Source organism: Amphritea sp. 1_MG-2023 (assembly GCF_030547545.1).
In the GTDB taxonomy this organism is placed as follows: Bacteria; Pseudomonadota; Gammaproteobacteria; order Pseudomonadales; family Balneatricaceae; genus Amphritea.
This window is the reverse complement of sequence record NZ_JAUOQE010000003.1, coordinates 70878-94495: the sequence shown is the minus strand read 5'-3', so window position 1 is coordinate 94495 and position 23618 is coordinate 70878. Positions and strand designations below refer to the sequence as shown.

The following is a 23618-nucleotide window of genomic DNA, read 5'->3' as shown; positions in this document are numbered from 1 at the left end:
GTGCGTTGTTATAAACAGAAAATAAATCACAAAAAGCCTCACTATAAAAACGGAGAATACGCTTATGTCGTCTAATCTTAAATCCGGTTTTGAATCATCTGAATCAGGGGTGTTTAAATCGGATACATTAGCAAAACATGGCCTTTTTAAAGGCATGCATAAAGGTATGACAATTTCGTCTACCCTGCTAGTCCTGCTATTTGTACTGTTTACTGGAACGAATACGGAGCTAGCGGGATCGCTTTTTGGCACGATTCGAACATGGATTGAAGTGACTTTTGGTTGGTATTACATGGTAACCATCGTCTTCTTGATTGCCATGTGTGCGTTTGTTGTCTTTAGTCGTTTCGGTAGTGTTCGCTTAGGAGACGACGACAGTCGTCCAGATTTTAGTAATTTTGCTTGGTTTTCAATGTTATTTTCAGCGGGTATCGGTATCGGTATCTTGTTTTTTGGTGTCGCTGAACCTATTTTTTACCTCGATAACAGCGGCGCTTTTGGTTATCCCAATAATCCTTATGCCGACCTAGCCGGTGCTGGGGAAATGGGTTATGAACGTGCTGTCGATGCATTAAGAGTGACATTCTTTCACTGGGGGTTCCATGGTTGGGCCGTCTATGTGATTGTTGGAATGTCGTTAGCCTACTTTGCCTACCGTAAAAAACTACCACTCGCATTACGTTCTTCTTTGTATCCCTTTATTGGCGACCGTATTTATGGGCCGATAGGCCATGCGGTGGATATATTCGGCGTATTAGGCTGTGTCTTTGGTGTCGCGACATCTTTGGGCTTAGGCGTCAGTCAAATGTCGGTTGGTTTAGAGCGACTGATTGGCGTTGATTCTGGCTTGACCACACAGTTGGTTTTAATTGTTATCATTTCCATTATCTCGATCCTGTCTGCTTTATCGGGCGTGGGTAAAGGTATTCGCATTATTTCCCAATGGAACATTATTATCTCCCTTGTGGTGGTCGCATTCTTCTTATTCGGAGGACCAACGAGTTGGTTAGTCGGCATCTTTATGGATTCTTTGGGCGATTATTTAGTTAACTTTGTGCCTATGGGGCTTTGGTTTCCTGAAGAAGAAGGCCCAGCGAAGTGGCAAAATGGCTGGACTGTCTTTTATTGGGGCTGGTGGCTAGCTTGGGCTCCTTTTGTTGGTTTGTTTATTGCGCGTATTTCACGTGGCCGTACCATGAGAGAATTTGTGATAGGTGTGTTGTTAGTGCCGACCGTTATTATCTTTGTCTGGTTAGGTATCTTTGGCGGTACAGCGCTCTATCAAGAGTTGGCTGCCGATAACGGTGTTGGTACCGCTGGGATTATTGATCTGGTAAATGCGTGGAACTTGCCTGCGGCTTTATTTGCTAGTTCCGATGGTATTTTCGGTGATGGATCGGTGGGTTGGCTTGTCTCAGCGATGATGGTCTTCTTGTTAATGAGCTGGTTCGTAACGTCATCAGATTCCGGTACATTGGTATTAACGACTATTCTGTCTTTAGGTAATGAAGAGCCACCCAAAGCATTCCGTATTTTTTGGGGTATTGTTATTGGTTTTGTGGCTGCTGCCTTGTTGGTGGCGGGAGGGCTAAGCGCCCTGCAAACGGCTAATATAGCGGCTGCTCTACCTTTAAGTTTTATTATCATTATCATGACGTTAGGGGTCTTAAAATCGTTACTGACTGAGCCAAAAAAACTAGTGGAATCGCAAGCTGTATTAGATTGATTAGATCGAGCTTGATCGGTTTTTGCCAATACGACACGTGATTTTTACGTGTCGTTTTTTTTGATGTGAGATAAAGTTATGGGTAGTGATTCTCCAATCGCACTATCGACATTAGTGGCTGATGATGACGGTGTTTTTACATTATCGTTTTTGCTCTTACCAGAGTACGCCATGGTGTCCTTATTATCGGCGATTGAGCCGTTACGTATTGCTAACCGTTTACTTGAAAAAGAGGTTTTTCGTTGGCAATGTTTAAGTGATGGTGGCGAAGTGGTGACGGCCAGCAATGGCATGGCGCTGCAACCGAGTCATCATTTTCAGCAAGTTAGCGCACCCCGTAATCTGTTTGTTAATGCCAGTTTTCACCCGGAACGCCATATCAATGAGAGAACGATTCAATGGCTCAGAACGCTACAGCATCAAGGTGGCATCATTGGCGCTTTAGATACCGGTTGTTATCTATTAGCAAAGGCTAGATTGTTAGATCATCGCAAAGTCACTCTCCATTGGGAGGCGCTACCCTCATTTCAGGAAAGGTATCCCCAAATTGAGGTAACCCATGAGTTATTTGAGATCGATGGCAATTACATTACCTGTGCTGGAGGTACGGCGGCCAGCGATATGGTGCTGTATCTAATTGCTGAATACGGAGGCTCTGATTTAGCTAAATTAGTATGCGATCAATTGATTAAGAATGGCATGCGCAATCGTTCAGATAATCAAAAAATGGATTGGATGAAAAGAATGAATATTCATCATCCAAAAGTTCTTAAGGCATTGAAGCTAATGTCTGAAAATATTGAAAACCCGCTGACGACGAAAGAGATATCGATTCTTCTCTGTATTTCCAGTCGGCAGTTAGAGCGTCTGTTTATGCAATATTTTAAGTGCACCCCTGCTGCTTACTATTTAGGTTTACGTGTTGAGCATGGTAAACATTTACTGTCAGACAGTAGTTTAAGCGTGACAGAAATTGCGTTGGCCACAGGTTTTAGTTCAACGGCTCATTTTAGTTGTCGTTACAAAGAGCGTTACGGCATGACCGCGTCTAAATATCGTTCGATGATTAAATAATCTTCAAGGTTGAGCTCCCAGAATTGGGAACAACCTTGAAGATTGATTGCTATTGTGCCCGTTATTATCTTTCTAGCACACGGATACGCGAGAGCAATTCATCGCGATCAACATAACAACCTTGCAGATGTCGGTGCCCTTTTTCTAAATTAAAGGCGTTGCGCGCGTGCAATACACGACGGTTATCAAACACAATGAGGTCACCGGCATTCAGGCGGTAAAAGAATTGAAACTGAGGCTCTCGAGTTAAGGCAATGAAGCGTCGGTAAGCTTGATAGAGAGGAACTGTTTGATGGGCGGGCACATCGATAGGGCCTCTCAAAAAGTTGGCTAAGCGGACCTCTACGACTTCATTATTACTATCTGTCACAATGGCTGTGCCTCGAAAGCGATAGTCAGTGAGCTTGTCTTTATTGTAAAACGACATCGGGAAGGTGCTCAGGCTGTGAAAGTCATCTGAGTAATGTTCTTTCATGTGTTGAGCAATTTTGAAGCCATCAATCAGGATGGACTCCCCTCCTTCAGCATCATTCACTAAGCAATGCAGAAACTGTAGGCCGGGTTGCAATTCTCTCGTTGGTAAGTCGGTGTGTAAGGGGAGTCGTAAATCCGTATAAGCTGCACTGTTGGCATCGGCCTTTGCTTGCACATTAAAAATGGTGCCAAAATTAGTTTCACGAATAAATGAAATTCGGTTAGCCACGTTAATTAAAGAATTGGGTTCGGTTGAGACCTGTTCGACAAGCGTCAGGCCGTAATCTCTTAGCTCTCTTAACCAGTTAAGCAGCGATGCGTCATCTTGTAGGATCTCTTTGGCTTGATGCTTAGGCAGTTCTGCCTGAATACGTGCTTTGTCCCATATCTTTGGCTGCCACTGTTTGGCTTGTAGGCTCGCTTCACTATAGCAATGACTGCGTAACCAACCCGGGTGGAAGTGGCTGATATGCGCTTGATGATCCCATGTAATAACTAACCGATGTTCATCAGATATATAGGCTTCAGCCGGTTTTATCTCTAGTGGGACATCACAGATCTCAAACATTTGCTCTCTGGTGAGTTGAGCAATGCATTTAGAACAGTGACAGTTATCACGCAACCATAAATAGTGAAACTCACTCTTATGATCATCATCCCATGTAATCGTCAGTGACGCATCATTGAGGCTCACGTCGATAGGGAGTTGTTTAATATGATAGGGCGTAAAGGATGCTATTTCTAAAGAGTTATCAAGTGATTGCATTAGACTATCCTAATAAGATTCGACGTTTTTTTTATGTAATCGTGGAATCATCTTATACTGAGGTAAAGCATTGCCTGTGATACGCAATCGACTTGTTTTTATATATAAACGGCGTTTTGATCAAAGTTACTTATTCATGCTTAATGTACTTATGCAGAAAAGGTAAGTGATGTTTTTCCTTGTTTTAGTCGGCCACAGAGAATATTGATTAGTCTATCGCTGTTAACGACCCTCTTCTTATTTATTCTCAATAGAGAATCAGCTGCGCAGAGTAGACAAAAAATAACGATATTGAGTGGGTTAATAGGGTTTTAAAGTCAGAAAACCGTTGGAGATAAGAGTTTTCGTACTGTTATTGGTCGTTATTGACAGGTACGTTTTTAAACCTCAAGGCTTGGGAAGGTGCGAATTAGTCAATTACGCCTCTGGCTGACAGAGAAGCTGGAGATCAAGGCAACAGTTACAGGCATACTGGTTGTACGTCGAAAAATGTTAACGCTGAGATCCTGCTTCTCTGAAAGCCCCGAAGGGCGGATATTAGAATGGTCATCTACTTTGTCAGCCAGCTTGAAAAGGTCCAGACATTTCGCTGCGCTGGCTTTCGCGTATCTGGCCATTCTAATGTCCGCAGAGAACATAACGGACTTATTCGCACTTTCCCTTGTTATCGATCGTTAAAACAAGCCTTGGTTCGGTTTACTTGCCGATACAGAACGAACTAAAGATTCTTCCCAATAGATCATCAGAGCTAAACTCACCGGTGATTTCACTGAGGTGCTGCTGCGCTTGACGTAGATCTTCGGCGAGTAGCTCCCCTGCGCCGCCATAGATCAGTTGTTCTTGACCGGTTAATAGCAGGCTTTCAGCTCGGTTAAGGGCATCGATATGACGGCGTCTGGCAAGGAAGCCACCTTCGGTGGTGCTGGCAAAACCCATGCAGTCTTTTAGGTGTTGGCGTAGGTTATCAACACCGATATCGGCTTTGGCAGATAGCGATATCAATGTATGTCCATGATGCTCACCGATAATCGGTTGTTCTGAGGTGAGGTCGCACTTGTTACGGATAACCGTGATCTTGCTCTTATCTTCTAAGCGGCTAACGAACTCAGGCCATATCTGTTGCGGATCGTCGGTGGCGGTGGTGCTGCCATCGACCATCAATAGTACCCTATCGGCCTTCTGAATTTCATCCCAGGCTCGACTGATACCGATACGTTCGACTTCATCAGGAGCATCCCGTAAACCGGCGGTATCGATAATATGCAGCGGCATACCATCAATATGGATGTGCTCTCGCAACACATCTCGAGTGGTACCGGCAATATCGGTAACGATGGCGGATTCCTTACCCGCTAAGGCGTTTAAGAGGCTGGATTTGCCCGCGTTAGGCCGTCCAGCGATGACCACGTTCATGCCTTCGCGGATCAGACTACCCTGCCTTGCCTCCTGTTTCACTTCGCATAGTTTATCGATGATCTGTTGTAGATCCCCCGCTACTTTGCCATCGGCGAGAAAGTCGATCTCTTCTTCGGGGAAGTCGATCGCCGCTTCAACATAGATACGCAATCGAGTGAGGGTTTCAACGAGTTGATGGATGCGTTCAGAAAAAGCGCCTTGCAGTGACTTGAGTGCGCAGCGGGCGGCTTGTTCAGAACTTGAGTCGATCAGATCGGCGATCGCTTCCGCTTGAGTTAAATCAAGTTTGTCATTAAGAAAGGCGCGTTCAGAAAATTCACCGGGGTTAGCTAGGCGGGCACCACACTCAATTACTCGACGCAGAATAAAGTCCATAATGATAGGCCCGCCATGGCCCTGAAGTTCGAGTACATCTTCGCCGGTAAACGAGTTGGGGCCGGGAAAATAGAGGGCCAGGCCCTGATCTAACTCATGCTTCTCGGTATCATAAAACGGGCCATAGTGAGCATAACGTGGCTGTGGAATAAAGCCAACGATCTGTTCGGCAATGGTGGCGGCTAGCGGACCCGAAACGCGAACAATACCGACACCACCGCGTCCGGGAGGCGTCGCTTGGGCAGCGATTGTGTCTTGGTTAATCAGCGTCATCGTAACCTCGGAAGATGCTTGAACGGTATAGTTGAAGTTGGGAATTTTAGCATATAAGCAGTGTCGCTCGTGGTGCGAAAGTTACAAAAAGCGTGACCGGCTGATGGCTCGAAATAGTTTTGTAAACCGATTTACTTGTCTGTGTTTCAGTTAAGTGTTCGTGAGCGAAGCCGATTAAAAGCAGGAGCGTCGTATGCCGTTGTGTTATGAGATTGAGTAACGGCGACAATCCTAGCGTCAAGCAAAAAAAAGGCCTCCGAAGAGACCTTTTTAATCGTGAGTGAAGGCTTACTTACTGCCTTCGCCTTCAATTTGCTTGTTGATTATATACTGCTGAGTAATCGACAAAATGTTGTTAACCAACCAATACAGTACTAGACCAGCAGGGAACCACAGGAAGAAGAAGGTGAAGACGATCGGAAGCATCTTCATAATCTTCGCCTGCATGGGGTCTGGAGGCGTTGGGTTTAACAACTGTTGAATAAACATCGTTGCGCCCATCAGAATCGGCAGCATGAAGTATGGGTCCATCACTGACAGGTCATTGATCCATAATGCGAATGGCGCATGACGGAGTTCGACTGATTCCATCAATACCCAGTACAGAGCGATGAAGATCGGCATCTGCGCTACAATTGGCAGACAGCCGCCCAGTGGGTTGATCTTCTCTTTCTTGTAGAGCTCCATCATCGCTTGAGACATCTTCTGACGGTCATCGCCGTGAAGTTCTTTCAAACGGGTCATCTCTGGACCAAATTTCCGCATCTTCGCCATTGATTTAAACGCTTTGGCATTCACTTGGAATAGCAGCGCTTTAACAACGATGGTAATAAAGATGATTGCAACACCCCAGTTACCCACAAAGCCATGAATGGCTTTTAGCAACCAAGCGAGTGGTGAAGCGATGAACCAGAGAATGCCGTAATCAACGGTTAACTCTAGGTTAGGTGCCGCTTGCTCTAACAGATCGGTATCTTTAGGGCCTGCATAAAAATCTGCGGTCACGGTTTTCGTTTCGCCTGGCGCTACACTAAATTCAGGTGAGACAAAACCAGCAATATAGTTACCTTTGCTCACGCGACTGCTATAACTATATTCGGCACCAGCCGCTGGAATCCAAGCGCTGAGGAAGTAGTGCTGAGACATCGCAACCCAGCCATCTTGACTGACCTTCTTGATGTTTTCTTCCTGCATATCATCGAAGGTTACTTTCTCATAATGCTCATCAGTGGTTGAGAAAACGGCCCCGAGGAAGGCTTGCATACCCATACTGGTGGTCTGGGAAGGATCTGAAGAGCCATCGCGTTTAATCTGACCAAATAGTTTAGCCTGCCAATTTTCCGTTGAGCCGTTACTCACGAGAAAATCTTGCGCCACCGTGTAGCTACCCGCAGTAAAACGGAAGCGTTTGGTAACAACCACGCCATCATCGCCGGTATGCACCAGATCAACGGTCAGCTCATCGCCCTCTAGCTGATAACTATTGCTGGTTGTGGTGTATTGTGGCCGGCCATCAGGACTTGCATCTAAGCCATTTTTACCAATTAAACCACTTTGAGATACGTAGGTTCGGTTACCATTCTGTTCCAGCAAAACAAAGGGTTGATCATTATCTAAAGCGGCTTTGTGCTTCAACAGCGCCACTTCGATGATATCGCCGCCCTTGGTATCGATCAGCACTTCAAGCACATCGGTCTTAATGGAAACCAGTTGCTGCTGTGCTGAGGTTGCCAGAGCTTTAGCTTCAGGCAGATCCGTATTCGCAGAGGTGGCACTTTCTGTGGTTGGCAGGTCACTACTTTCATGAGTACCGACCGATTCAGCTTTTGCTTGGTAAGCTGAAACAGATTCGACCTGAGCAACCGGTACAGGTTTGACCCCGTAATCTTGGTTCCATTGGAGCACCAGCATATAGGAGATTATTGCCAGTGCTGCGATCAATATAATGCGCTGTACATCCATGGTTTCTGGACCATTCAAGTTATGAGTTTGATTTTGTTTTGTCGGATTTTGCCTTGGCCCGGCCAATCAATCTATTCCAGCTGCGTGAAATAAGCGCCTGAACTTCGCTGTTATCGAGATTACCCAGACCCGGTCTGGCGAGAATGACGATATCAACATTCGGTAGCTTGTGCTGATTGAGACGGAAAGACTCGCGAATAATACGCCGAACGCGGTTACGATTAACAGCTAAACGGATATTTTTTTTAGAGAAGACAAAGCCAACGCGGGAATGCTCTAGCTCGTTTGGACGTGCAAGAATCAACAGATGCTTATCTGAGACCTTGAGACTAGCTCGGCTGAATACTTGTTTAAAATCCCCACCAGTCAAAAGTCTCAACTGACGGGGATAGCTGAATTCATTCATTCAGAGAGCCTGACAGGTAAGATTACGCTGACAGACGCTTACGGCCTTTAGCACGACGACGGTTAATAATAACGCGGCCGTTTTTAGTTGCCATACGAGCGCGAAAACCGTGAGTGCGTTTACGCTTAAGGTTGCTTGGTTGAAATGTTCTTTTCATTGGTCAGTCCTACTTACTTACAGTGTGGTGGTATCAGTAAGGTTGGCTGAATCCCACGCTCAAAAACAGACGCGAAATTATAGGGAAAACATATTGGTATTGCAAACCTTAACAGGCAATAAATTTAAAAAAGCTGAATCAGCGAAAATTAGAGGGTGTCTGGGCTGCAGCTAAAAACAGGTCATTTTTAATTTGAATCTGTAGGTATAATTGTTATTAACTTAAAAAATCAAATAAATATCAATTATATAGCCTGTTGATAGGTCTGAATATTAACTGTATTTAAGGTATGGATAGTTTTTAAACGCTCGGCTGATTTCCGGTAAAATATGTAATTATTATTCTAAGTTGCTGAAAAATAAGAATAAAAAGAAATTAGCAACAGATTGCTTGTAACTGTGGATAAGCAGGCTGTTACAAGGTATTATCTGCTGATAATTTTTATGTATATGATCTCATTCTTGAGATCACTTATATAGCGCGTCTTACTATAGAGTGATCATTAAGGATGTTTAAGGACTAGCGATGCCGGCTGAGTTGTGGGAACAGTGTCTTCAAAATCTACAGGCTGAGTTCCCCTCACAACAATACAATACGTGGATCAGGCCTCTTAAGGTGTCTTCGGAGTCTGATGCTGGCTTAGTTTTGCTAGCGCCTAATCGTTTTGTTAAAGACTGGGTGAGTGATAAATACCTCAAGCGCATTAGCGAAGTCGTTAATGCCGTGAGTGGTAATATCTCGGCGACGGTTAGTATTGATATTGCTGGACGCGGTAAGGGCTTTTCACAACGGCCGGCTCGTCCTGCACCTCCGCCAGCGCCAGCGCGTCGGGTAGACAACCATTTCGCGGCAGCAGAGTCTTTTACCTCGTCCCCTGCAGCGCTCAATTCTCAAACGGTCGCGCCGCTAAATCCGCCAGTAGAAGAAAATCCCCCTTATCAGCTGGCGATTGATGACAGTAGTTTCCAGCCGATTAATCATCGTGAAATTATAACGCCACCGACGACGATGTCTGGCTCGCCTTCTCGTAATGTCAATGTTGAAGGCAGTGTGCGACATCAATCTAATCTGAATCAGTCATTTACGTTTAACTCTTTTGTGCAGGGTAAATCCAATCAGTTGGCACTGGCGGCGGCACAGCAAGTGGCGGATAACCCAGGTGGCTCTTATAACCCACTGTTTATCTATGGTGGTGTTGGTTTAGGTAAAACCCACTTGATGCATGCGGTGGGTATGGAGATGCTGCAGCGCAATCCGAAAGCGAAGATTGTCTATCTGCACTCCGAACGCTTTGTTGCCGATATGGTGAAGGCGTTGCAGCTGAACGCGATTAATGACTTTAAACGCTATTATCGTTCAGTGGATGCGCTGTTGATCGATGATATTCAGTTTTTCGCCGGTAAAGAGCGTTCGCAGGAAGAGTTTTTCCACACCTTTAACGCGTTGTTAGAGGGTGGGCAGCAGATGATTCTGACCAGCGATCGTTATCCAAAAGAGATTAATGGTGTTGAAGAACGACTCAAATCTCGTTTTGGCTGGGGCTTAACGGTCGCCATTGAACCGCCAGAGCTGGAAACCCGCGTGGCGATTCTGATGAAAAAAGCGGAAGAAGCGCAGGTACGTCTGCCGGATGATTCTGCTTTCTTCTTAGCACAAAAAATTCGCTCCAACGTACGGGAGCTTGAAGGCGCATTGAAGCGAGTGATTGCAAATGCTCACTTCACCGGTAACGCAATAACCACGCCTTTTATTAAAGAATCACTCAAAGACCTGCTGGCATTGCAGGATAAACAGGTTAGTATTGATAATATTCAGCGGGTTGTCGCCGATTATTATAAGATCAAAGTATCGGATCTACTTTCGAAACGGCGCAGTCGTTCTGTAGCCCGACCGCGACAGGTTGCTATGACCTTGTCGAAAGAGCTGACCAATCACAGTTTACCTGAGATTGGTGATGCGTTTGGTGGACGGGATCACACAACAGTATTGCATGGTTGTCGTAAAGTAGCTTCGCTGCGTGAGACCGATACGGATATAAGAGAGGATTATCAGAACCTTTTACGTCATCTGACGGCGTAAAGAGTCTGATCAATTAAGGGTAGCAAAAGATGAAATTTGTTATTTCGCGAGAAGCGCTAATTAAACCGTTGCAGCTAGTTGCAGGGGTAGTGGAACGTCGTCAGACTTTGCCAGTGCTTTCCAATATCCTGCTGGTTGCTGAAGGTGATCAGTTATCGATGACTGGCACCGATCTGGAAGTCGAATTGGTGGGTCGGGTGCAGTTGGATGAGCCTGCTGAAGCGGGGTCGATCACTGTGCCGGCTCGGAAACTGATGGATATCTGTAAATCTCTGCCAGATTCAGCCCAGATCGAGTTGACTCTGACAGGCCAAAAGATGGTCATTAAAGCGGGTCGCAGCCGTTTTACTCTCTCTACCCTGCCCGCGGCTGAGTTCCCGAATGTTGAGGATAGCCCTGAATCATTCGAGCTCAATGTACTGCAGAGTCAGTTACGTCATTTGATCGATCAGACCGGTTTTTCGATGGCGCAGCAAGACGTGCGTTACTACCTTAACGGTATGTTGCTGGAAATCACTGAAAATAGCCTTCGCGCTGTTTCAACCGATGGCCACCGTCTAGCCACTAGCGTGGCGGAAGTTGATACCAATGGTCCAGCGAATCATCAGTTTATCGTGCCACGTAAAGGTATTCTTGAATTGGCGCGTTTGCTGCAAAGTGGTGATGATGAAGTAAAACTGGTGGTGGGTGCCAATCATATCCGTGCGCATGCCGGTGATTTTACCTTTACCTCTAAACTGGTTGACGGCAAGTTCCCCGATTATCAGCGCGTTATCCCACAAGGTGGCGATAAGTTTATGTTGGGTACGCGTCAAGAACTGCGTCAGGTGTTTAGCCGTATCGCGATTCTATCGAACGAAAAATACCGTGGCGTGCGCTTGTCTCTGACTAACGGTTATCTGCAAGTGATGGCGAATAACCCAGAGCAAGAAGAAGCAGAAGAGACCGTTGCGGTTGATTATGAAGGCGACACGTTGGAGATCGGTTTTAACGTAAATTATCTGCTGGATGTGTTATCGATCGTGAGTTCTGAGGTGGTGCGTTTCACGTTAGCCGATTCAAACAGCAGTGCATTGATTGAGGGGCTCGATGATGCCAACTCTCTCTATGTTGTCATGCCGATGCGGATGTAATCCTGTCAGGGGCCTTAGGCCCCTACTTCTACCCTCCTTTATATGCCAATAACCCAACTGAATATTCAAGCGGTTCGCAATCTGAGCGAGCTGAGCCTATCGCCCTCACCCGGTATCAATATCATTCACGGCCCCAATGGCAGCGGCAAAAGCAGTGTCTTGGAAGCGATTCACCTGTTGGGGTTATGCCGTTCTTTTCGTACCAATAAATTGAATCACCTCATTCAGAGTGGCGCACAGCAATGCACGGTGTTTGCTCAGCTCGATGCGATGGGTATCGGTATGAGTCAGCCGTTGGGTGTCGAGCGCACTCTAGAGAGCGATTGTCGTATCCGTTATGCCGGCAATAATATCGATATCACTACCTTGGCAGAGCTATTACCGATTCAGGTCATTAATGCCGAAACCTTTATGATTTTGGAAGGTAGCCCAGCGATTAGACGACAGTTTTTAGATTGGGGCTCATTTCATTCAAATCCTGAATTTATAAGGCTTTGGCGGGGCTTTAGGCGGGTATTAAAACAACGAAATTCTCTACTGAAGTATGGTAAAATTGAGCAACGTATTCGGGCGGTTTGGGACCAAGAATTTATTACCTATGCTGAACAGCTAAATACGCTTCGCGAACAGTATATTGAAGCGTTGAAACCCGAATTTGATGTGATCCTTGCTGATCTGCTGGATGGCATTAGCATCGATCTTAGTTTTAGTTCCGGATGGGACAAAAAACGCGGCCTCGATCAGGTGCTGGATGATAACTTTGAACGCGATCTGCGTCAGGGATATACCAGCGCTGGACCACAACGGGCTGACCTGCGCCTCAAAGTTGATGGCCACACCGCTGCCGAACGTCTCTCAAGAGGACAGAAGAAGATAGTGGTGAGCAGCCTCAAGCTAGCGCAGGGCGTTTTGTTTTACAAGTTGAACAGTCGGGCCTGCATCTATCTGATTGATGACCTTCCGTCAGAACTAGATCAGCATCATAGTCGATTGTTCTGTCATTATTTAGAGAAGGCGGCGAGTCAATGCTTTATCACCAGTGTGGATAAAGATGCGCTCAGCGGTTATTGGTCTAACCAAGCCGAATTACGTTTTTTCAATATACAAGAGGGTGCGTTTAGCACTCAGTAAGTACAGCCAGGAGATCTGAATGAGCGGCGAAAATCAGGAATACGATTCTTCCAGTATTAAAGTCCTAAAAGGGCTGGATGCGGTTCGTAAGCGCCCGGGAATGTATATAGGCGACACCGACGATGGTACTGGTCTGCATCATATGGTTTTCGAGATTGTGGATAACTCAATCGATGAAGCCCTGGCTGGCCACTGTAGCGAAATTAAAGTGGTGATTCACCCCGATAACAGTGTCACCGTTTCCGATAATGGTCGGGGTATTCCCACCGAATTGCACGAAGAGGAAGGTGTCTCCGCGGCTGAAGTTATTATGACCGTGCTACATGCCGGCGGTAAGTTCGATGATAACTCTTATAAAGTGTCCGGTGGTTTGCACGGTGTGGGTGTGTCAGTGGTTAACGCTCTTTCCGCCGAACTTAGGCTAACGATTCGCCGTAGAGGTGATGTATATGAGCAGACTTACCGTCACGGGGTACCGGATGAAGCTCTGAAAGTGGTCGGTCAGACCGAAACATCAGGTACATCCGTGCGTTTCTGGCCCTCTGAAGAGACCTTCCACAATCAGTTAGAATTCAAATTTGATATTCTGGCTAAACGCCTGCGAGAACTCTCCTTCCTCAACTCCGGCGTTGCTATTCGTCTGAAAGATGAACGCAGCGGTGAAGAGGAACTGTTCGCCTATGAAGGCGGCCTGAGCTCGTTTGTAGATTTCCTTAACACCAATAAAACCTCCGTGAATAAAATGTTTCATATCAACGTGATGCATGAAAATGGTGTGGGTGTTGAGGTAGCGATGCAGTGGAACGACAGCTATCAGGAGAATATTCACTCCTTTACTAACAACATTCCTCAGCGTGACGGTGGTACTCACCTCTCGGGTTTTCGTACTGCCCTCACTCGCGCCCTGAACAACTACATTGAAGCAGAGAAGCTCAACAAGAACGCCAAGGGAGCCACCACCGGTGATGACTGCCGTGAGGGTTTGACCGCTATTGTTTCGGTGAAAGTGCCTGATCCTAAGTTTTCATCGCAAACCAAAGATAAGCTGGTGTCTTCCGAGGTGAAAACCGCGGTAGAGCAAGCGATGTATGAACAGCTGAATGATTACCTGCAAGAAAATCCACAGGATGCTAAAGCCGTCGTCTCGAAGATGATCGATGCCGCCCGTGCCCGTGAAGCGGCGCGTAAAGCCCGTGAAATGACGCGTCGTAAAGGGGCATTGGATATCGCCGGCCTGCCCGGTAAACTCGCCGACTGCCAAGAGAAAGATCCCGCCCTCTCTGAAATTTACTTGGTGGAGGGTGATTCTGCGGGCGGTTCTGCTAAGCAAGGTCGTAACCGTAAATCTCAAGCGATTTTGCCGCTTAAAGGTAAGATACTTAACGTTGAAAAAGCCCGCTTCGATAAGATGCTGGCCTCCGCCGAAGTTGGCACCCTGATTACGGCCCTAGGTACAGGCATTGGACGCGAAGAGTTTAATGCGGATAAGCTGCGTTACCACTCCATCATCATCATGACCGATGCCGACGTGGATGGTTCACACATCCGTACCCTGCTGCTCACCTTCTTCTTCCGGCAAATGCCAGAAATTATCGAACGTGGGCATGTATTTATTGCTCAGCCACCGCTCTACAAAATCAAAAAAGGTAAGCAAGAACAATACCTTAAGGATGATGAAGCGTTGGAAAACTACCTTCTACAAGGGGCGCTAGAAAACGCATCGATGCATGTGAATGCCGATGCGCCAGCGATTAGCGGCACCGGCCTTGAAGAGATTGTGAATCGTTATCGTGCGGTTGATAAGATGCTGGCGCGTTTGTCACGTCTCTATCCTGAACAAATTTTGCGACAGATGATCTATACCCCACGCTTGACGCTGGATCAGCTAAGCGATGAGCAGACCGTTGCCGAATGGATCGATAAAGTGTGTGATGATCTCGGTGACAGTCTCGACGGCGGTGATGTGTTTACGTCATCAGCGGCGGAAGATCCCGAACGTCAAGGCACCTACCTGCCGAGTGTGAATGTAGTGCAGCACGGTGTTAGCCACAACTACACCTTCGATCAGTCGTTCTTTGAATCGAAAGATTACACCGCATTAACCAATCTGGGTGATACTCTCGAGGGTCTGCTAGAAGAAACCGCCTACTTTAAACGCGGTGAACGGACACTCCCTACTACCGAGTTTACTACCGGCCTAAACTGGTTGATGGAACAGTCTAAGCGCGGCTATTACATTCAGCGCTATAAAGGACTGGGTGAGATGAACCCAGAACAGCTATGGGAAACCACCATGGATCCCGAACAGCGCCGTATGCTACGTGTGACTATCGATGATGCCATTGCCGCCGATCAGCTCTTCACCACCCTGATGGGCGATGAAGTAGAACCGCGCCGTGATTTCATCGAGACCAATGCGCTGAACGTATCCAACTTGGATATTTGATAGGTTTTTACCTGATTTAGTGTGAACTAAGACTAAAAAGCAGCCAATTGGCTGCTTTTTTTTGGATACTCATTCTCAATGCGCTTTAAACGAGCAGTCCCTTCTTCTATCGCCGCTTACTTTTGTAATGGCTGAATATTCAGCAGTGAGACGAACATCGAGATCACGATGGTGCCAAACATAAAGCAGAAACCGCTGTGGAATAAGGTGATAAACCAGGTTAATAGATCGGCCGGTGGGAAAGCGTTGGAGAGGGTAAATTGCACACTCATCCCCTGTATGAGCGCCCACAGTGGCAGGTTGAGTTCGGTGTAGGCCGGTATCGCTTCAAACGAGCAGATCAGCGCATAGGCGCTAACAAAGAGGAACATGCCAGTTAGAAAGTTGACCAATCCCAGCACGATCACTCTGCCCGAGGCAGCCACCATTGTGCCTTCGGTTATCTTACAGGTGCCAAATAGAATTACGCCGAGCTCTTTATTGATGATGCCTAAGGCTCTGAGCAGTAATAACCCTGCCGTCCACTGAGGCAATATCGGGGTTAATATAAACAGTGCGATGGCGGCGAATAACCAGTAGACAATGTATTTTTCAGAAATCAGTAACCGCCAACTGCGCCATTTTTTCTGTTCCTCGCTGCCCTCCTGAAATTGGAACTCGCGCTTTTTCAGATAACTATCGACCCAAAAATAGGGAGACAGCATATAGATGCCTTGAATAATTAACTTAACAAGTTCTGCAAATGGCATCTTAATCGCTCTCTGGGATTGTAATTAGCTGGCCGGGCTTTAACAGTTGACTGTCTGTTGGGGTCTGCTCGGCATCGAGATCATGGCCGATAATATAAGTCTGTTCGGTCAAAAAAGGTGCTACTTCATCAAGGCCTGCGTGCCAGGGATTTCCTTTGGGGCGAGCATCAAAGATTGAAACGCGACAATCCGCTACTGTTTCATATAGCTCGGCGCAATAACCACTGTCGCCGGTATAGCCGATTAGCGGAGTGCCATCACGATAGATCACGAAACCATAACAGAGCTCCGAGTGTTTGGCGGCATGAAAGCTAATATCCAGCCCATCGGTCAATGGTATCGGGGTTTCGACTTGAGCGGTTAACCAGTTGGCCAATTCGGCCGGTTGAAAAAGTTCGGCGTGTTCGGCCATACGGTGCTGTTGAAGTCTTTCTGATACCGGCGCGGCGGCGACAATATTAAGTAGTCGATCTTGTGCCGCTTCAACTCGCAGAACCACGGGTAACTCACCGGCATGGTCGGTGTGGTTATGGGTGATAATGAGAGTGTCGGGCAGTGTGTAGCCATAGCTACTGAGTGTGCGGGTAACCCCCAAGCCTAGATCGACAAGGCAAATAGGTTGGTCATTTTTTAGAATAACAAAACTACTGCTGCAACTGCCGTTGTAAATATGGCCTGCCCCGCCGGCAACGCCTAGCACCAGTAGACTGAAGCTATTCGGTGTGTTTGATCCTGATTGCTTGGTCATCTGTTTTTCTGTTTATGAAATTATATGGGTGAGGCTATTAAGAAAAGAGGCACTTAGCTGCAGATCGAGGCCGCCCTAAGTCAGTCAGATCTGTACTTGATTATCGCTATCGGTGCTTTGATTGCAATAACGAACATAGATTGGTGGCTGCCAGTCCGGTTAAGTTATGACTTAATCGCTGGCAGCTGTTGCCGCTATCCTTTGCGCCTGTTTGGTTTGATCTTATAAAAACAGTGACGTAACGCAAGTAGGCGTAAGTCTTCCTAATTTATCTTGTTCTCCCCTTCACGGGATATTGTTCCGCAGTGCACAAACTGCTACGTTGATGAGGTTTATATCCCCATCATTGGGTAACATTATTTTAAGGAAAAGTTATGGCTTTAGTCGCTTGTTACGAGTGCGGTAAACAGATTTCAGATGCTGCTGTTGCGTGTCCATCCTGCGGTCATCCGCTAACGGCCACTCAGGCTGTTGTTACTGAAGCGGTTAAAACAGAAAAAGCGGAGATCTTTAAAGCCGGTGGCGCTAATTTAGTGCTGGCTGAAATTGCCGCACTCTCTTGTTTAAAAACCCGTAACTGGGTTTATCTTTTAATTGGCGTACCGATACTCGCTGTGGTTGTTTATGCTTGGTTAAAGATGGAGTGGCCTTTAGCTGTTGGGGTTACCGTTGTGGGTTTCTTTGTGCTGGCCTTTATTCACACGGATGCCGGAAGAATTGCGAGCACGGGTAATGTAACAGACGTTGATGAAGATATGGATAAGGTGACTCAGCGTTATCATCAGGTCGTCGATCCTAACAAATTAGTGGTGTATCAAGGCCGCAATTTTTTCCAGGATATGCACTTCTCTATTAACCCAGTAAGGATTGCTGAGTTTAGCCAAGCGTCATATTTCAGCCATATATGGCTCTATTTAATTGGCGTCGGCGCGCTTGTGGCAGCAGATCAGTACAACGTTCCTGTACTCTATATCGTCGGAGGCGCACTGCTGTGTTTGGGCTTTTTATCTCGTAAGGCTGCACTCACCATTACGGGAGTGGGTGGTGCGAAGATGGTGCTATATACGAAAGCGGGTGATATTAAAAAGGTCATTCAGCAGCTAACTAGCGCGATTGAAAACTGCTAAACATCGATTAAATGTATCTAAGCGCATACCTAGCCTAGTAGTTTAAGTATGCGTTTTTTCGTTACGCGTATGCCAATCAGCGATTCATTTAGCTGCATTTATACCCCTCAAGTTATTCCCATCTAATCTAAGCTCTTTATCAGTTTGTTATCGGCAATCAACAAAGTGGTGGGTATAGCGCTTGTCTGCCCTGCTCTTCTCACCGAAGATGGTGCCTTCTAATGATGTAATGGCGCTCACCGATGGAAGACTTTTATTGTCAGTTATCCGGCTTTACGGATATCTCTCAGCTTGTTGATGACAGCGTCTATTGTTCTGTGCCCGATGATTGGTATGTATCAGTGGTCGATGTGCGCGGGTCAACCGAAGCGATAGAGCAAGGTAATTATCGCGATGTTAATTTTATTGGTGCGGCGGCGATTACGGCTCATCTCAATTTAGTTGATCATGACCTGCCGTTTATTTTTGGCGGTGATGGCGCGGTGGTGTTAATTAACAAAAGCCTGCGCGAGGCAACACTTAAGGTGTTGCAGTCACTGAGTTATTACGCCAAAGAGATTTTTAATTTAGAACTTCATACGGGGATGGTGTCGGTAAAAGAGCTGCGTTCGAGGGGTAAAGAGCTACAGGTTGCAAAATACGTATCGGGCATTGGGATCGCGCAGGCGATGTTTAAAGGTGGTGGCATATCGCTGGCAGAAACATTACTGAAAAGCGATTCAATGTATCGTTGTGAACCTGCGGCACGCTTTGAGAGTACTGAGATTTTTGCGGGTTTGACTTGCCGCTGGAAGCCGATCCCATCGGGTAAAGGAGTGACGTTGTCGATCTTGATTCAGCCGGTTGAGGACGACAATCGAGTACTACCTGAAGTTATTACCCAGCTTAAGCGTATTCTTGGTTCTTTTGAAAATGCGAACCCAGTACGGATGGAAAATGCACGCTATTATTCCGTATTGGAAAACTTAAAGCGGCAGATTAAGATCTCTGATGGTGGCTTTAACCGTGCTTTTATTAAAGAGATTTTTGCCATCTTCATGGCGGTGCCATTCTTCAATTTGGGGTTGTTTAAGCTGATACCTAGCGTCAAGCAATATATCGAACACACGCCGCTACATTGCGATTTTAAAAAGTTTGATGACACGCTGAGAATGGTGCTTAACTGTTCCATAAATCAGTATCAGGCAATAGAGCAGTATCTGCATTCGGCGAGTCTAGCAGATCAAGTTTCCTACGGCATACAGGTCTCTGACGCTGCGCAGATGACCTGTTATGTTGAAAGCATGACCGATGGCGGACATCTGCATTTTGTCGATGGCACGGATGGTGGTTATGCCCTAGCGGCTAAGAAACTAAAGAACGCCCTTAGTGCTAGGCTCGCTAAAGTGACCGATTAAAACCAGTTTTTACGTTTAAATAACCATACCTGCACCGCTACGGTAATGAACATAAAGCCGCTGACGATCCAGAAGGCTGAGGGGTCTTCTGCTCCAGGCATACCGCCGACATTAATACCCAGCAAGCCGGTTAGGAAGCCGAGTGGTAAAAACACCGCCGCAACCAAGGAGAGAAGATACATGCGGTTGTTCATCTGTTCGGCGAGCCGATTAGTCAACTCTTCCTGAGCGACGGCGGCACGATCCCTCGCGGAATCGAGATCTTCAATATAGCGGATGAGAGTATCGGTTACTTCACGCAGTTGTTGTTTGTCTGCTTCGGTCAGCCATGACACGCGGGTTTGATGCATTTGTATGAGCGCATCGCGCTGTGGTGCGAGGTAGCGCCGTAGCGATATTACAATGCGGCGCACGGCTGAGATCTTGTTTCTGAGATCGTAGCTGCTGGAGCTGACTAACTCCTCTTCGATAGAGTCGACAGAATCTTCGGTATCGTTGATGGTATCTTGCATACGTACCATCAGCGCTGCCGAGAGCATCGCTAAAAAATCGCCCGAGCTGATTGGCCCCGTTCCTGCCGCGAGAGTCTCGGTCATATCTTTGGCTGCCAACATATGTCGCCGACGTGTACTGATAATGCGATGCTTATCGATCCATATACGAATGCCCACCATATCTTCAGGATCAGAATCGGGGCTGAGATTAACGCCCCGTAAGGCGATCAATAAACCATCACCGACCTGCGTTGAGCGAGGCCGGCTCTCTTCGGTGAGTAGCGCATCAATGACCACTTGATCAAGCTGACTGTGTTCGGTGATCCATTGTTGCGTCTCAGCATGGGTATAATCAAAATGAAGCCAGTTCACTCTATCGTTGGGTAAGGGGTGATAAATATCGTCAACGGTGAGTATCTCCCCCCCACCCTTTCCATCCAGAGAATAACCATAAACCAATCCGGTATTTTTCATAAGCGTCTCGAACTCAGCAGGCTTGACGGTGATTAGGCCGCCTTGTATTTGATTGACAGAATAGCAGCGCTAAAGTCGCTTATACCAGTGGTTAATAGGATGTTGGCTTAAAAGGCCTGAATCGCGGCCGTTTGGGTGAAATTTCAGCCAGGGATGACACTGTTGATTTTAGGGCTCTTCTCTAAGCTGCTTAATATCGCCCCTGTTGGGTTTTATTGATAAGCCATTGAATTGCATTAGCATCACCTTAAAAAGCGATTATATGGCATTTCAGAGCCTCAGTTTTTAGGTGAATCTGCTTTTTTATATATCATTAACGGTTGTTTCGATGTCTCAATACGCTGCATGGGGTATGTACTGTGAGTTAGTTGAAATAACTAGTCGGTTGCAATAGCTAGCCTTTTGCAATCATTAGTCGAACATCAAAAATCTTCACGGCTTCATTGGTCCGTGAGTCTGACTTGTCATGATGGTTCACTGTCGCGATTGCTGTATTCGAACGAGCTTAGTCATCAGTGTCGTCACCGAAGGCGGTCACCGATGAATGAGTGAGTATTTGTTTATTTCGCTAAACCTTTTTCGTCGTGGTGCTGACTCAATAGCGTCTTTCCTATCGCAAGAGTGGCTAGCGCTGCTGAGGTGCGTTTTAAAATACGCCGGTAGCGCCCTCATCCGATGTTTATCGAAGGAAAGCGATCGTCCATATGATGAGCCGAATATTTGAAAGCATCTATGTAAGCCATCAGCTGATGGCGATTTGCTGTTTGATGATATCGCTCGAAGCAAATAAATTTATAGGGTTGCTGACGTTATAGGCCATTGTTCTTTTCGCTTTTCGATGCGAATGCTGTACTGACTGATTTAGCACACTGGGATGTTTGCGCCGATGTTGTGATCTATTCCTCGTATTGACGAGGTATCTTTTCGTCGTTACTAAACGATTTCGCCTGATAGATTTTCGCGTCGATGGGTAGGTTCACGGAGATCTTTTATGCCTTTTTACAGAGGATCTCTCATCTACTTTGTCAGCCAGCTTGAAAAGGTCCAGACATTTCGCTGCACTGGCTTTCGCGTATCTGGCCATTCTAATGTCCGCAGAGAGCATATCGGACTTATTCGCACCTTCCATAGCCCCGAAGTGGGATAGCTGATGATGGCGACTTAGGTGGTGTTGGCATCGGGTGAATATGGGCCGCGCGATTAGCCTTAAGGATCGGCGATCCTATTGTCTACGAGGTCACCGTATTGATGAGATTATCGATTGAAAGACCTAATAAAATAGAACAGTAAGGCCGTTCAAGCTTACTCAAAGGCGATCTGCTCCACAGGATTAGCAGCTCTTTTTGTCAGACTGGGAGTCGCCGATTTTTAACGCTTCATTAGGTTGTTCATTAAGGTCTTCATTAAACCATTCATTATGCTCCTCATTTTAACCCCTCTTCGGCCCGCTATTGTTAGGGTTTTGTATGCTTCGGTTAACGCTAAAGGTTGTCTCATGCTGGCGCTGTATTTAGGTCATTTTAGAAACGCCAATGTTCAAGCCGAGATGCTAAATAATTGGAGCTAAAGACGAGAAGCTTAAGACGAGAAGCTTAAGAATAGGAGATAAAGAACAGCGGCTAAAGAATCAGGCTTTATCTTGCCGTGCTGCTAATAGGCACTGATGATCCATCGTGACAATCGGATCTGCCGGTTGTGGCAATGCAGCCTACTGTGACAGGTTGCTGCGTCAGCCTGTATTAGCAACGCCGAGTTGAGTATTGTCGATAAGTCGATAAGACAAAAACGGTGCTGAGTGAAGATAGCGAAAACGATTGTTAACGGTATGGTTCGAAACTAAGCTTGGCGTCCCGAGAAGGATGCTTGGGTTATTTATGCAACTCGCCATCAGTTAGAGGCGGAGAGGTTAGCGAACTGTTTGATGCTAATGAATAACCCGTTCGTAGAACGGCCCTGTATAGCAACAGAGGCTTCTCAACACTAACAGGCTTAGCACAGGCAGGCTTAGCACAGACAGGCTTGTCCCGATTGTTCTCATGAGTCAGGGGCTCGGTGACTGAATATGTAGATGCGGCTAGGGGCAGCTCGTATGGATTTATTCATCAGATAAGGTCAGCGATATAACGTTACCGTTGTGCAGATATGCCGAGTTTTTGCTGCTGCTCAGCACAAGCTTGTCGTTGCCGCAACGGGAGGCATTGAAGAGCATCGTCACTATATATCGGCTGAATGTCAGTGCTCCGCGATTGATATTCGTCTGGGTTTAATCAGTAAACTAGGCTACGTGCCTACTCGCCGATTGATAATGCCGAACGGAAGAGCTTAACCGCAGAGCTTAGCCGTAGAGCTTTAGATCGTGATTGTGATGACGATTATTTTGGCTAGCCTTAGGCTAGCGTGATGCAGCAATCTAGATTTAAGCTATCGATCACCTCGTACTTTGTCACACACTTTATGGCGACGTATTGGCGCTATGGTTTTGCTTTGGGTGATATTTAATGAGCTTCAATGTAGAGCGTTTTACTCTTTATTCTGAGTGAAAAGGCGCGACACAAGATGCCTTTAATCAGTATCAAGAAATCCGGCAGTTGAATACGGATCGTCTTGAGAGTTGTTTTCCCGTCAGTCGTCACGCTATCCAATACGGTATTTATTAGATATCTGTATGCAGGTTGCATCGAAGAACGCCAAGTGTATGGGTTTCTTCATCGTGCTCAATCTGTATCGTTTGCTCTCAATTGGTGATGAGCAGCGTTATGGTATACAACCGATACGGGTCACGTTTCGGGAAAGGTATCGACAGGTGCTGCGCTGATTTTGTCGCTGGGATCGACCGATGTTCTAGCCTGTGGAATCAAAAACAGCGGGAAAAACTCAACCGTTATCACAGCGTACCCAGCCTAGAAATGGTCACCTATTCGGATATTAGGTTGACTCACCATGAAGCGTATCGTGAATGCTTTTCTGTTTGTAGGAGGCAAGTGATGACCGTGTAATCTCAAATCGGCTGCTGCAAAGCTCGCTCTTTTATTTTTCTTGATGGTTTAGCTTAGGTTTTTTTAGGCTTTTTCTCAGGGCTTTTCGCTGGTTTTTTTAAGCGTTTTACGGTGGTCTTTTCTATCGAGTCTGCTGACGCCGAGAAAATTGAATGGCGGGCGTATTTTAAGTGGCTACCAGTCGAGTGATATAACGTATCACTGCGCAGCGGTTT

The 23618-nt window shown here is 46.4% G+C and carries 16 protein-coding genes; 8 read left to right on the top strand and 8 right to left on the bottom strand.

The window, feature by feature from the left end; genetic code table 11:
• Positions 1-64: 64 nt before the first annotated feature.
• Together Q4488_RS03180 and Q4488_RS03175 are read left to right on the top strand one after the other, a co-directional pair.
• Positions 65-1726 (top strand): BCCT family transporter, encoded by a 1662-nt coding sequence (locus Q4488_RS03180; protein ID WP_303579011.1) that lies wholly within the window; start codon positions 65-67, stop codon positions 1724-1726.
• A gap of 78 nt (positions 1727-1804) precedes the next feature.
• Positions 1805-2800: a GlxA family transcriptional regulator gene (locus Q4488_RS03175; RefSeq protein WP_303579010.1), complete on the top strand. Its 996-nt coding sequence runs from the start codon at positions 1805-1807 to the stop codon at positions 2798-2800.
• A 64-nt stretch (positions 2801-2864) separates the two neighbouring features.
• Here the strand turns inward: Q4488_RS03175 and Q4488_RS03170 are convergent, their stop codons facing one another.
• From Q4488_RS03170 to rpmH, 5 genes are all read right to left on the bottom strand, one after another.
• Positions 2865-4040 carry a TauD/TfdA family dioxygenase gene (locus Q4488_RS03170; RefSeq protein WP_303579009.1) on the bottom strand — a complete coding sequence of 392 codons (1176 nt, stop codon included), beginning with the start codon at positions 4038-4040 and terminating at the stop codon, positions 2865-2867.
• A 696-nt stretch (positions 4041-4736) separates the two neighbouring features.
• Positions 4737-6104, bottom strand: coding sequence for a tRNA uridine-5-carboxymethylaminomethyl(34) synthesis GTPase MnmE (gene mnmE / locus Q4488_RS03165; RefSeq protein ID WP_303579008.1), 1368 nt, complete (start codon positions 6102-6104; stop codon positions 4737-4739).
• 288 nt (positions 6105-6392) lie between these two features.
• Positions 6393-8066, bottom strand: a complete 1674-nt coding sequence (gene yidC / locus Q4488_RS03160) for a membrane protein insertase YidC (RefSeq protein WP_303579007.1) — start codon at positions 8064-8066, stop codon at positions 6393-6395.
• A 19-nt stretch (positions 8067-8085) separates the two neighbouring features.
• Positions 8086-8472, bottom strand: a complete 387-nt coding sequence (rnpA, locus tag Q4488_RS03155; protein ID WP_303579006.1) for a ribonuclease P protein component — start codon at positions 8470-8472, stop codon at positions 8086-8088.
• A 22-nt stretch (positions 8473-8494) separates the two neighbouring features.
• Complete coding sequence (rpmH, locus tag Q4488_RS03150; RefSeq protein WP_215954020.1) at positions 8495-8629, bottom strand: 50S ribosomal protein L34; 135 nt, start codon at positions 8627-8629, stop codon at positions 8495-8497.
• A gap of 525 nt (positions 8630-9154) precedes the next feature.
• Here rpmH and dnaA point away from each other — a divergent pair.
• From dnaA to gyrB, 4 genes are read left to right on the top strand one after another with little or no spacing between them, the layout of a single operon-like run.
• Positions 9155-10708, top strand: coding sequence for a chromosomal replication initiator protein DnaA (dnaA, locus tag Q4488_RS03145; protein ID WP_303579005.1), 1554 nt, complete (start codon positions 9155-9157; stop codon positions 10706-10708).
• A 29-nt stretch (positions 10709-10737) separates the two neighbouring features.
• A complete protein-coding gene (dnaN, locus tag Q4488_RS03140; RefSeq protein ID WP_303579004.1) occupies positions 10738-11841 on the top strand; it encodes a DNA polymerase III subunit beta in 1104 nt (367 codons plus the stop codon).
• A gap of 42 nt (positions 11842-11883) precedes the next feature.
• A complete protein-coding gene (gene recF, locus Q4488_RS03135) occupies positions 11884-12972 on the top strand; it encodes a DNA replication/repair protein RecF (RefSeq protein WP_303579003.1) in 1089 nt (362 codons plus the stop codon).
• 19 nt (positions 12973-12991) lie between these two features.
• On the top strand, positions 12992-15418 hold the full coding sequence (gyrB, locus tag Q4488_RS03130) for a DNA topoisomerase (ATP-hydrolyzing) subunit B (protein WP_303579002.1): 2427 nt from the start codon (positions 12992-12994) through the stop codon (positions 15416-15418).
• A gap of 116 nt (positions 15419-15534) precedes the next feature.
• Here gyrB and Q4488_RS03125 read toward each other — a convergent pair whose 3' ends face one another.
• Both Q4488_RS03125 and Q4488_RS03120 read right to left on the bottom strand, forming a co-directional pair.
• Positions 15535-16167, bottom strand: coding sequence for a hypothetical protein (locus Q4488_RS03125; RefSeq protein ID WP_303579001.1), 633 nt, complete (start codon positions 16165-16167; stop codon positions 15535-15537).
• A gap of 1 nt (position 16168) precedes the next feature.
• Positions 16169-16915, bottom strand: a complete 747-nt coding sequence (locus tag Q4488_RS03120) for an MBL fold metallo-hydrolase (RefSeq protein ID WP_303579000.1) — start codon at positions 16913-16915, stop codon at positions 16169-16171.
• A gap of 374 nt (positions 16916-17289) precedes the next feature.
• Here Q4488_RS03120 and Q4488_RS03115 point away from each other — a divergent pair, with 374 nt between their 5' ends.
• Both Q4488_RS03115 and Q4488_RS03110 read left to right on the top strand, forming a co-directional pair.
• Positions 17290-18042 (top strand): zinc ribbon domain-containing protein, encoded by a 753-nt coding sequence (locus tag Q4488_RS03115; protein ID WP_303578999.1) that lies wholly within the window; start codon positions 17290-17292, stop codon positions 18040-18042.
• Positions 18043-18284: 242 nt separating this feature from the next.
• The gene (locus tag Q4488_RS03110) at positions 18285-19439 is read left to right on the top strand and encodes a DUF3095 family protein (RefSeq protein ID WP_303578998.1); all 1155 of its coding nucleotides are present in this window, start codon (positions 18285-18287) and stop codon (positions 19437-19439) included.
• Here the strand turns inward: Q4488_RS03110 and Q4488_RS03105 are convergent.
• The gene (locus Q4488_RS03105) at positions 19436-20407 is read right to left on the bottom strand and encodes a zinc transporter ZntB (RefSeq protein ID WP_303578997.1); all 972 of its coding nucleotides are present in this window, start codon (positions 20405-20407) and stop codon (positions 19436-19438) included. The genes Q4488_RS03110 and Q4488_RS03105 overlap by 4 nt on opposite strands.
• Positions 20408-23618 lie beyond the last annotated feature (3211 nt).

Bases quoted from the DNA above. Each gene is read 5' to 3' on its own strand.
- Q4488_RS03110 (WP_303578998.1), top strand. From the start codon at position 18,285: ATGGAAGACTTTTATTGTCAGTTATCCGGCTTTACGGATATCTCTCAG.
- Q4488_RS03120 (WP_303579000.1), bottom strand. From the start codon at position 16,915: ATGACCAAGCAATCAGGATCAAACACACCGAATAGCTTCAGTCTACTG.
- dnaA (WP_303579005.1), top strand. From the start codon at position 9,155: ATGCCGGCTGAGTTGTGGGAACAGTGTCTTCAAAATCTACAGGCTGAG.
- Q4488_RS03170 (WP_303579009.1), bottom strand. From the start codon at position 4,040: ATGCAATCACTTGATAACTCTTTAGAAATAGCATCCTTTACGCCCTAT.
- yidC (WP_303579007.1), bottom strand. From the start codon at position 8,066: ATGGATGTACAGCGCATTATATTGATCGCAGCACTGGCAATAATCTCC.
- Q4488_RS03105 (WP_303578997.1), bottom strand. From the start codon at position 20,407: ATGAAAAATACCGGATTGGTTTATGGTTATTCTCTGGATGGAAAGGGT.
- gyrB (WP_303579002.1), top strand. From the start codon at position 12,992: ATGAGCGGCGAAAATCAGGAATACGATTCTTCCAGTATTAAAGTCCTA.
- Q4488_RS03180 (WP_303579011.1), top strand. From the start codon at position 65: ATGTCGTCTAATCTTAAATCCGGTTTTGAATCATCTGAATCAGGGGTG.
- recF (WP_303579003.1), top strand. From the start codon at position 11,884: ATGCCAATAACCCAACTGAATATTCAAGCGGTTCGCAATCTGAGCGAG.
- rnpA (WP_303579006.1), bottom strand. From the start codon at position 8,472: ATGAATGAATTCAGCTATCCCCGTCAGTTGAGACTTTTGACTGGTGGG.
- Q4488_RS03175 (WP_303579010.1), top strand. From the start codon at position 1,805: ATGGGTAGTGATTCTCCAATCGCACTATCGACATTAGTGGCTGATGAT.
- Q4488_RS03125 (WP_303579001.1), bottom strand. From the start codon at position 16,167: ATGCCATTTGCAGAACTTGTTAAGTTAATTATTCAAGGCATCTATATG.
- rpmH (WP_215954020.1), bottom strand. From the start codon at position 8,629: ATGAAAAGAACATTTCAACCAAGCAACCTTAAGCGTAAACGCACTCAC.
- mnmE (WP_303579008.1), bottom strand. From the start codon at position 6,104: ATGACGCTGATTAACCAAGACACAATCGCTGCCCAAGCGACGCCTCCC.
- dnaN (WP_303579004.1), top strand. From the start codon at position 10,738: ATGAAATTTGTTATTTCGCGAGAAGCGCTAATTAAACCGTTGCAGCTA.
- Q4488_RS03115 (WP_303578999.1), top strand. From the start codon at position 17,290: ATGGCTTTAGTCGCTTGTTACGAGTGCGGTAAACAGATTTCAGATGCT.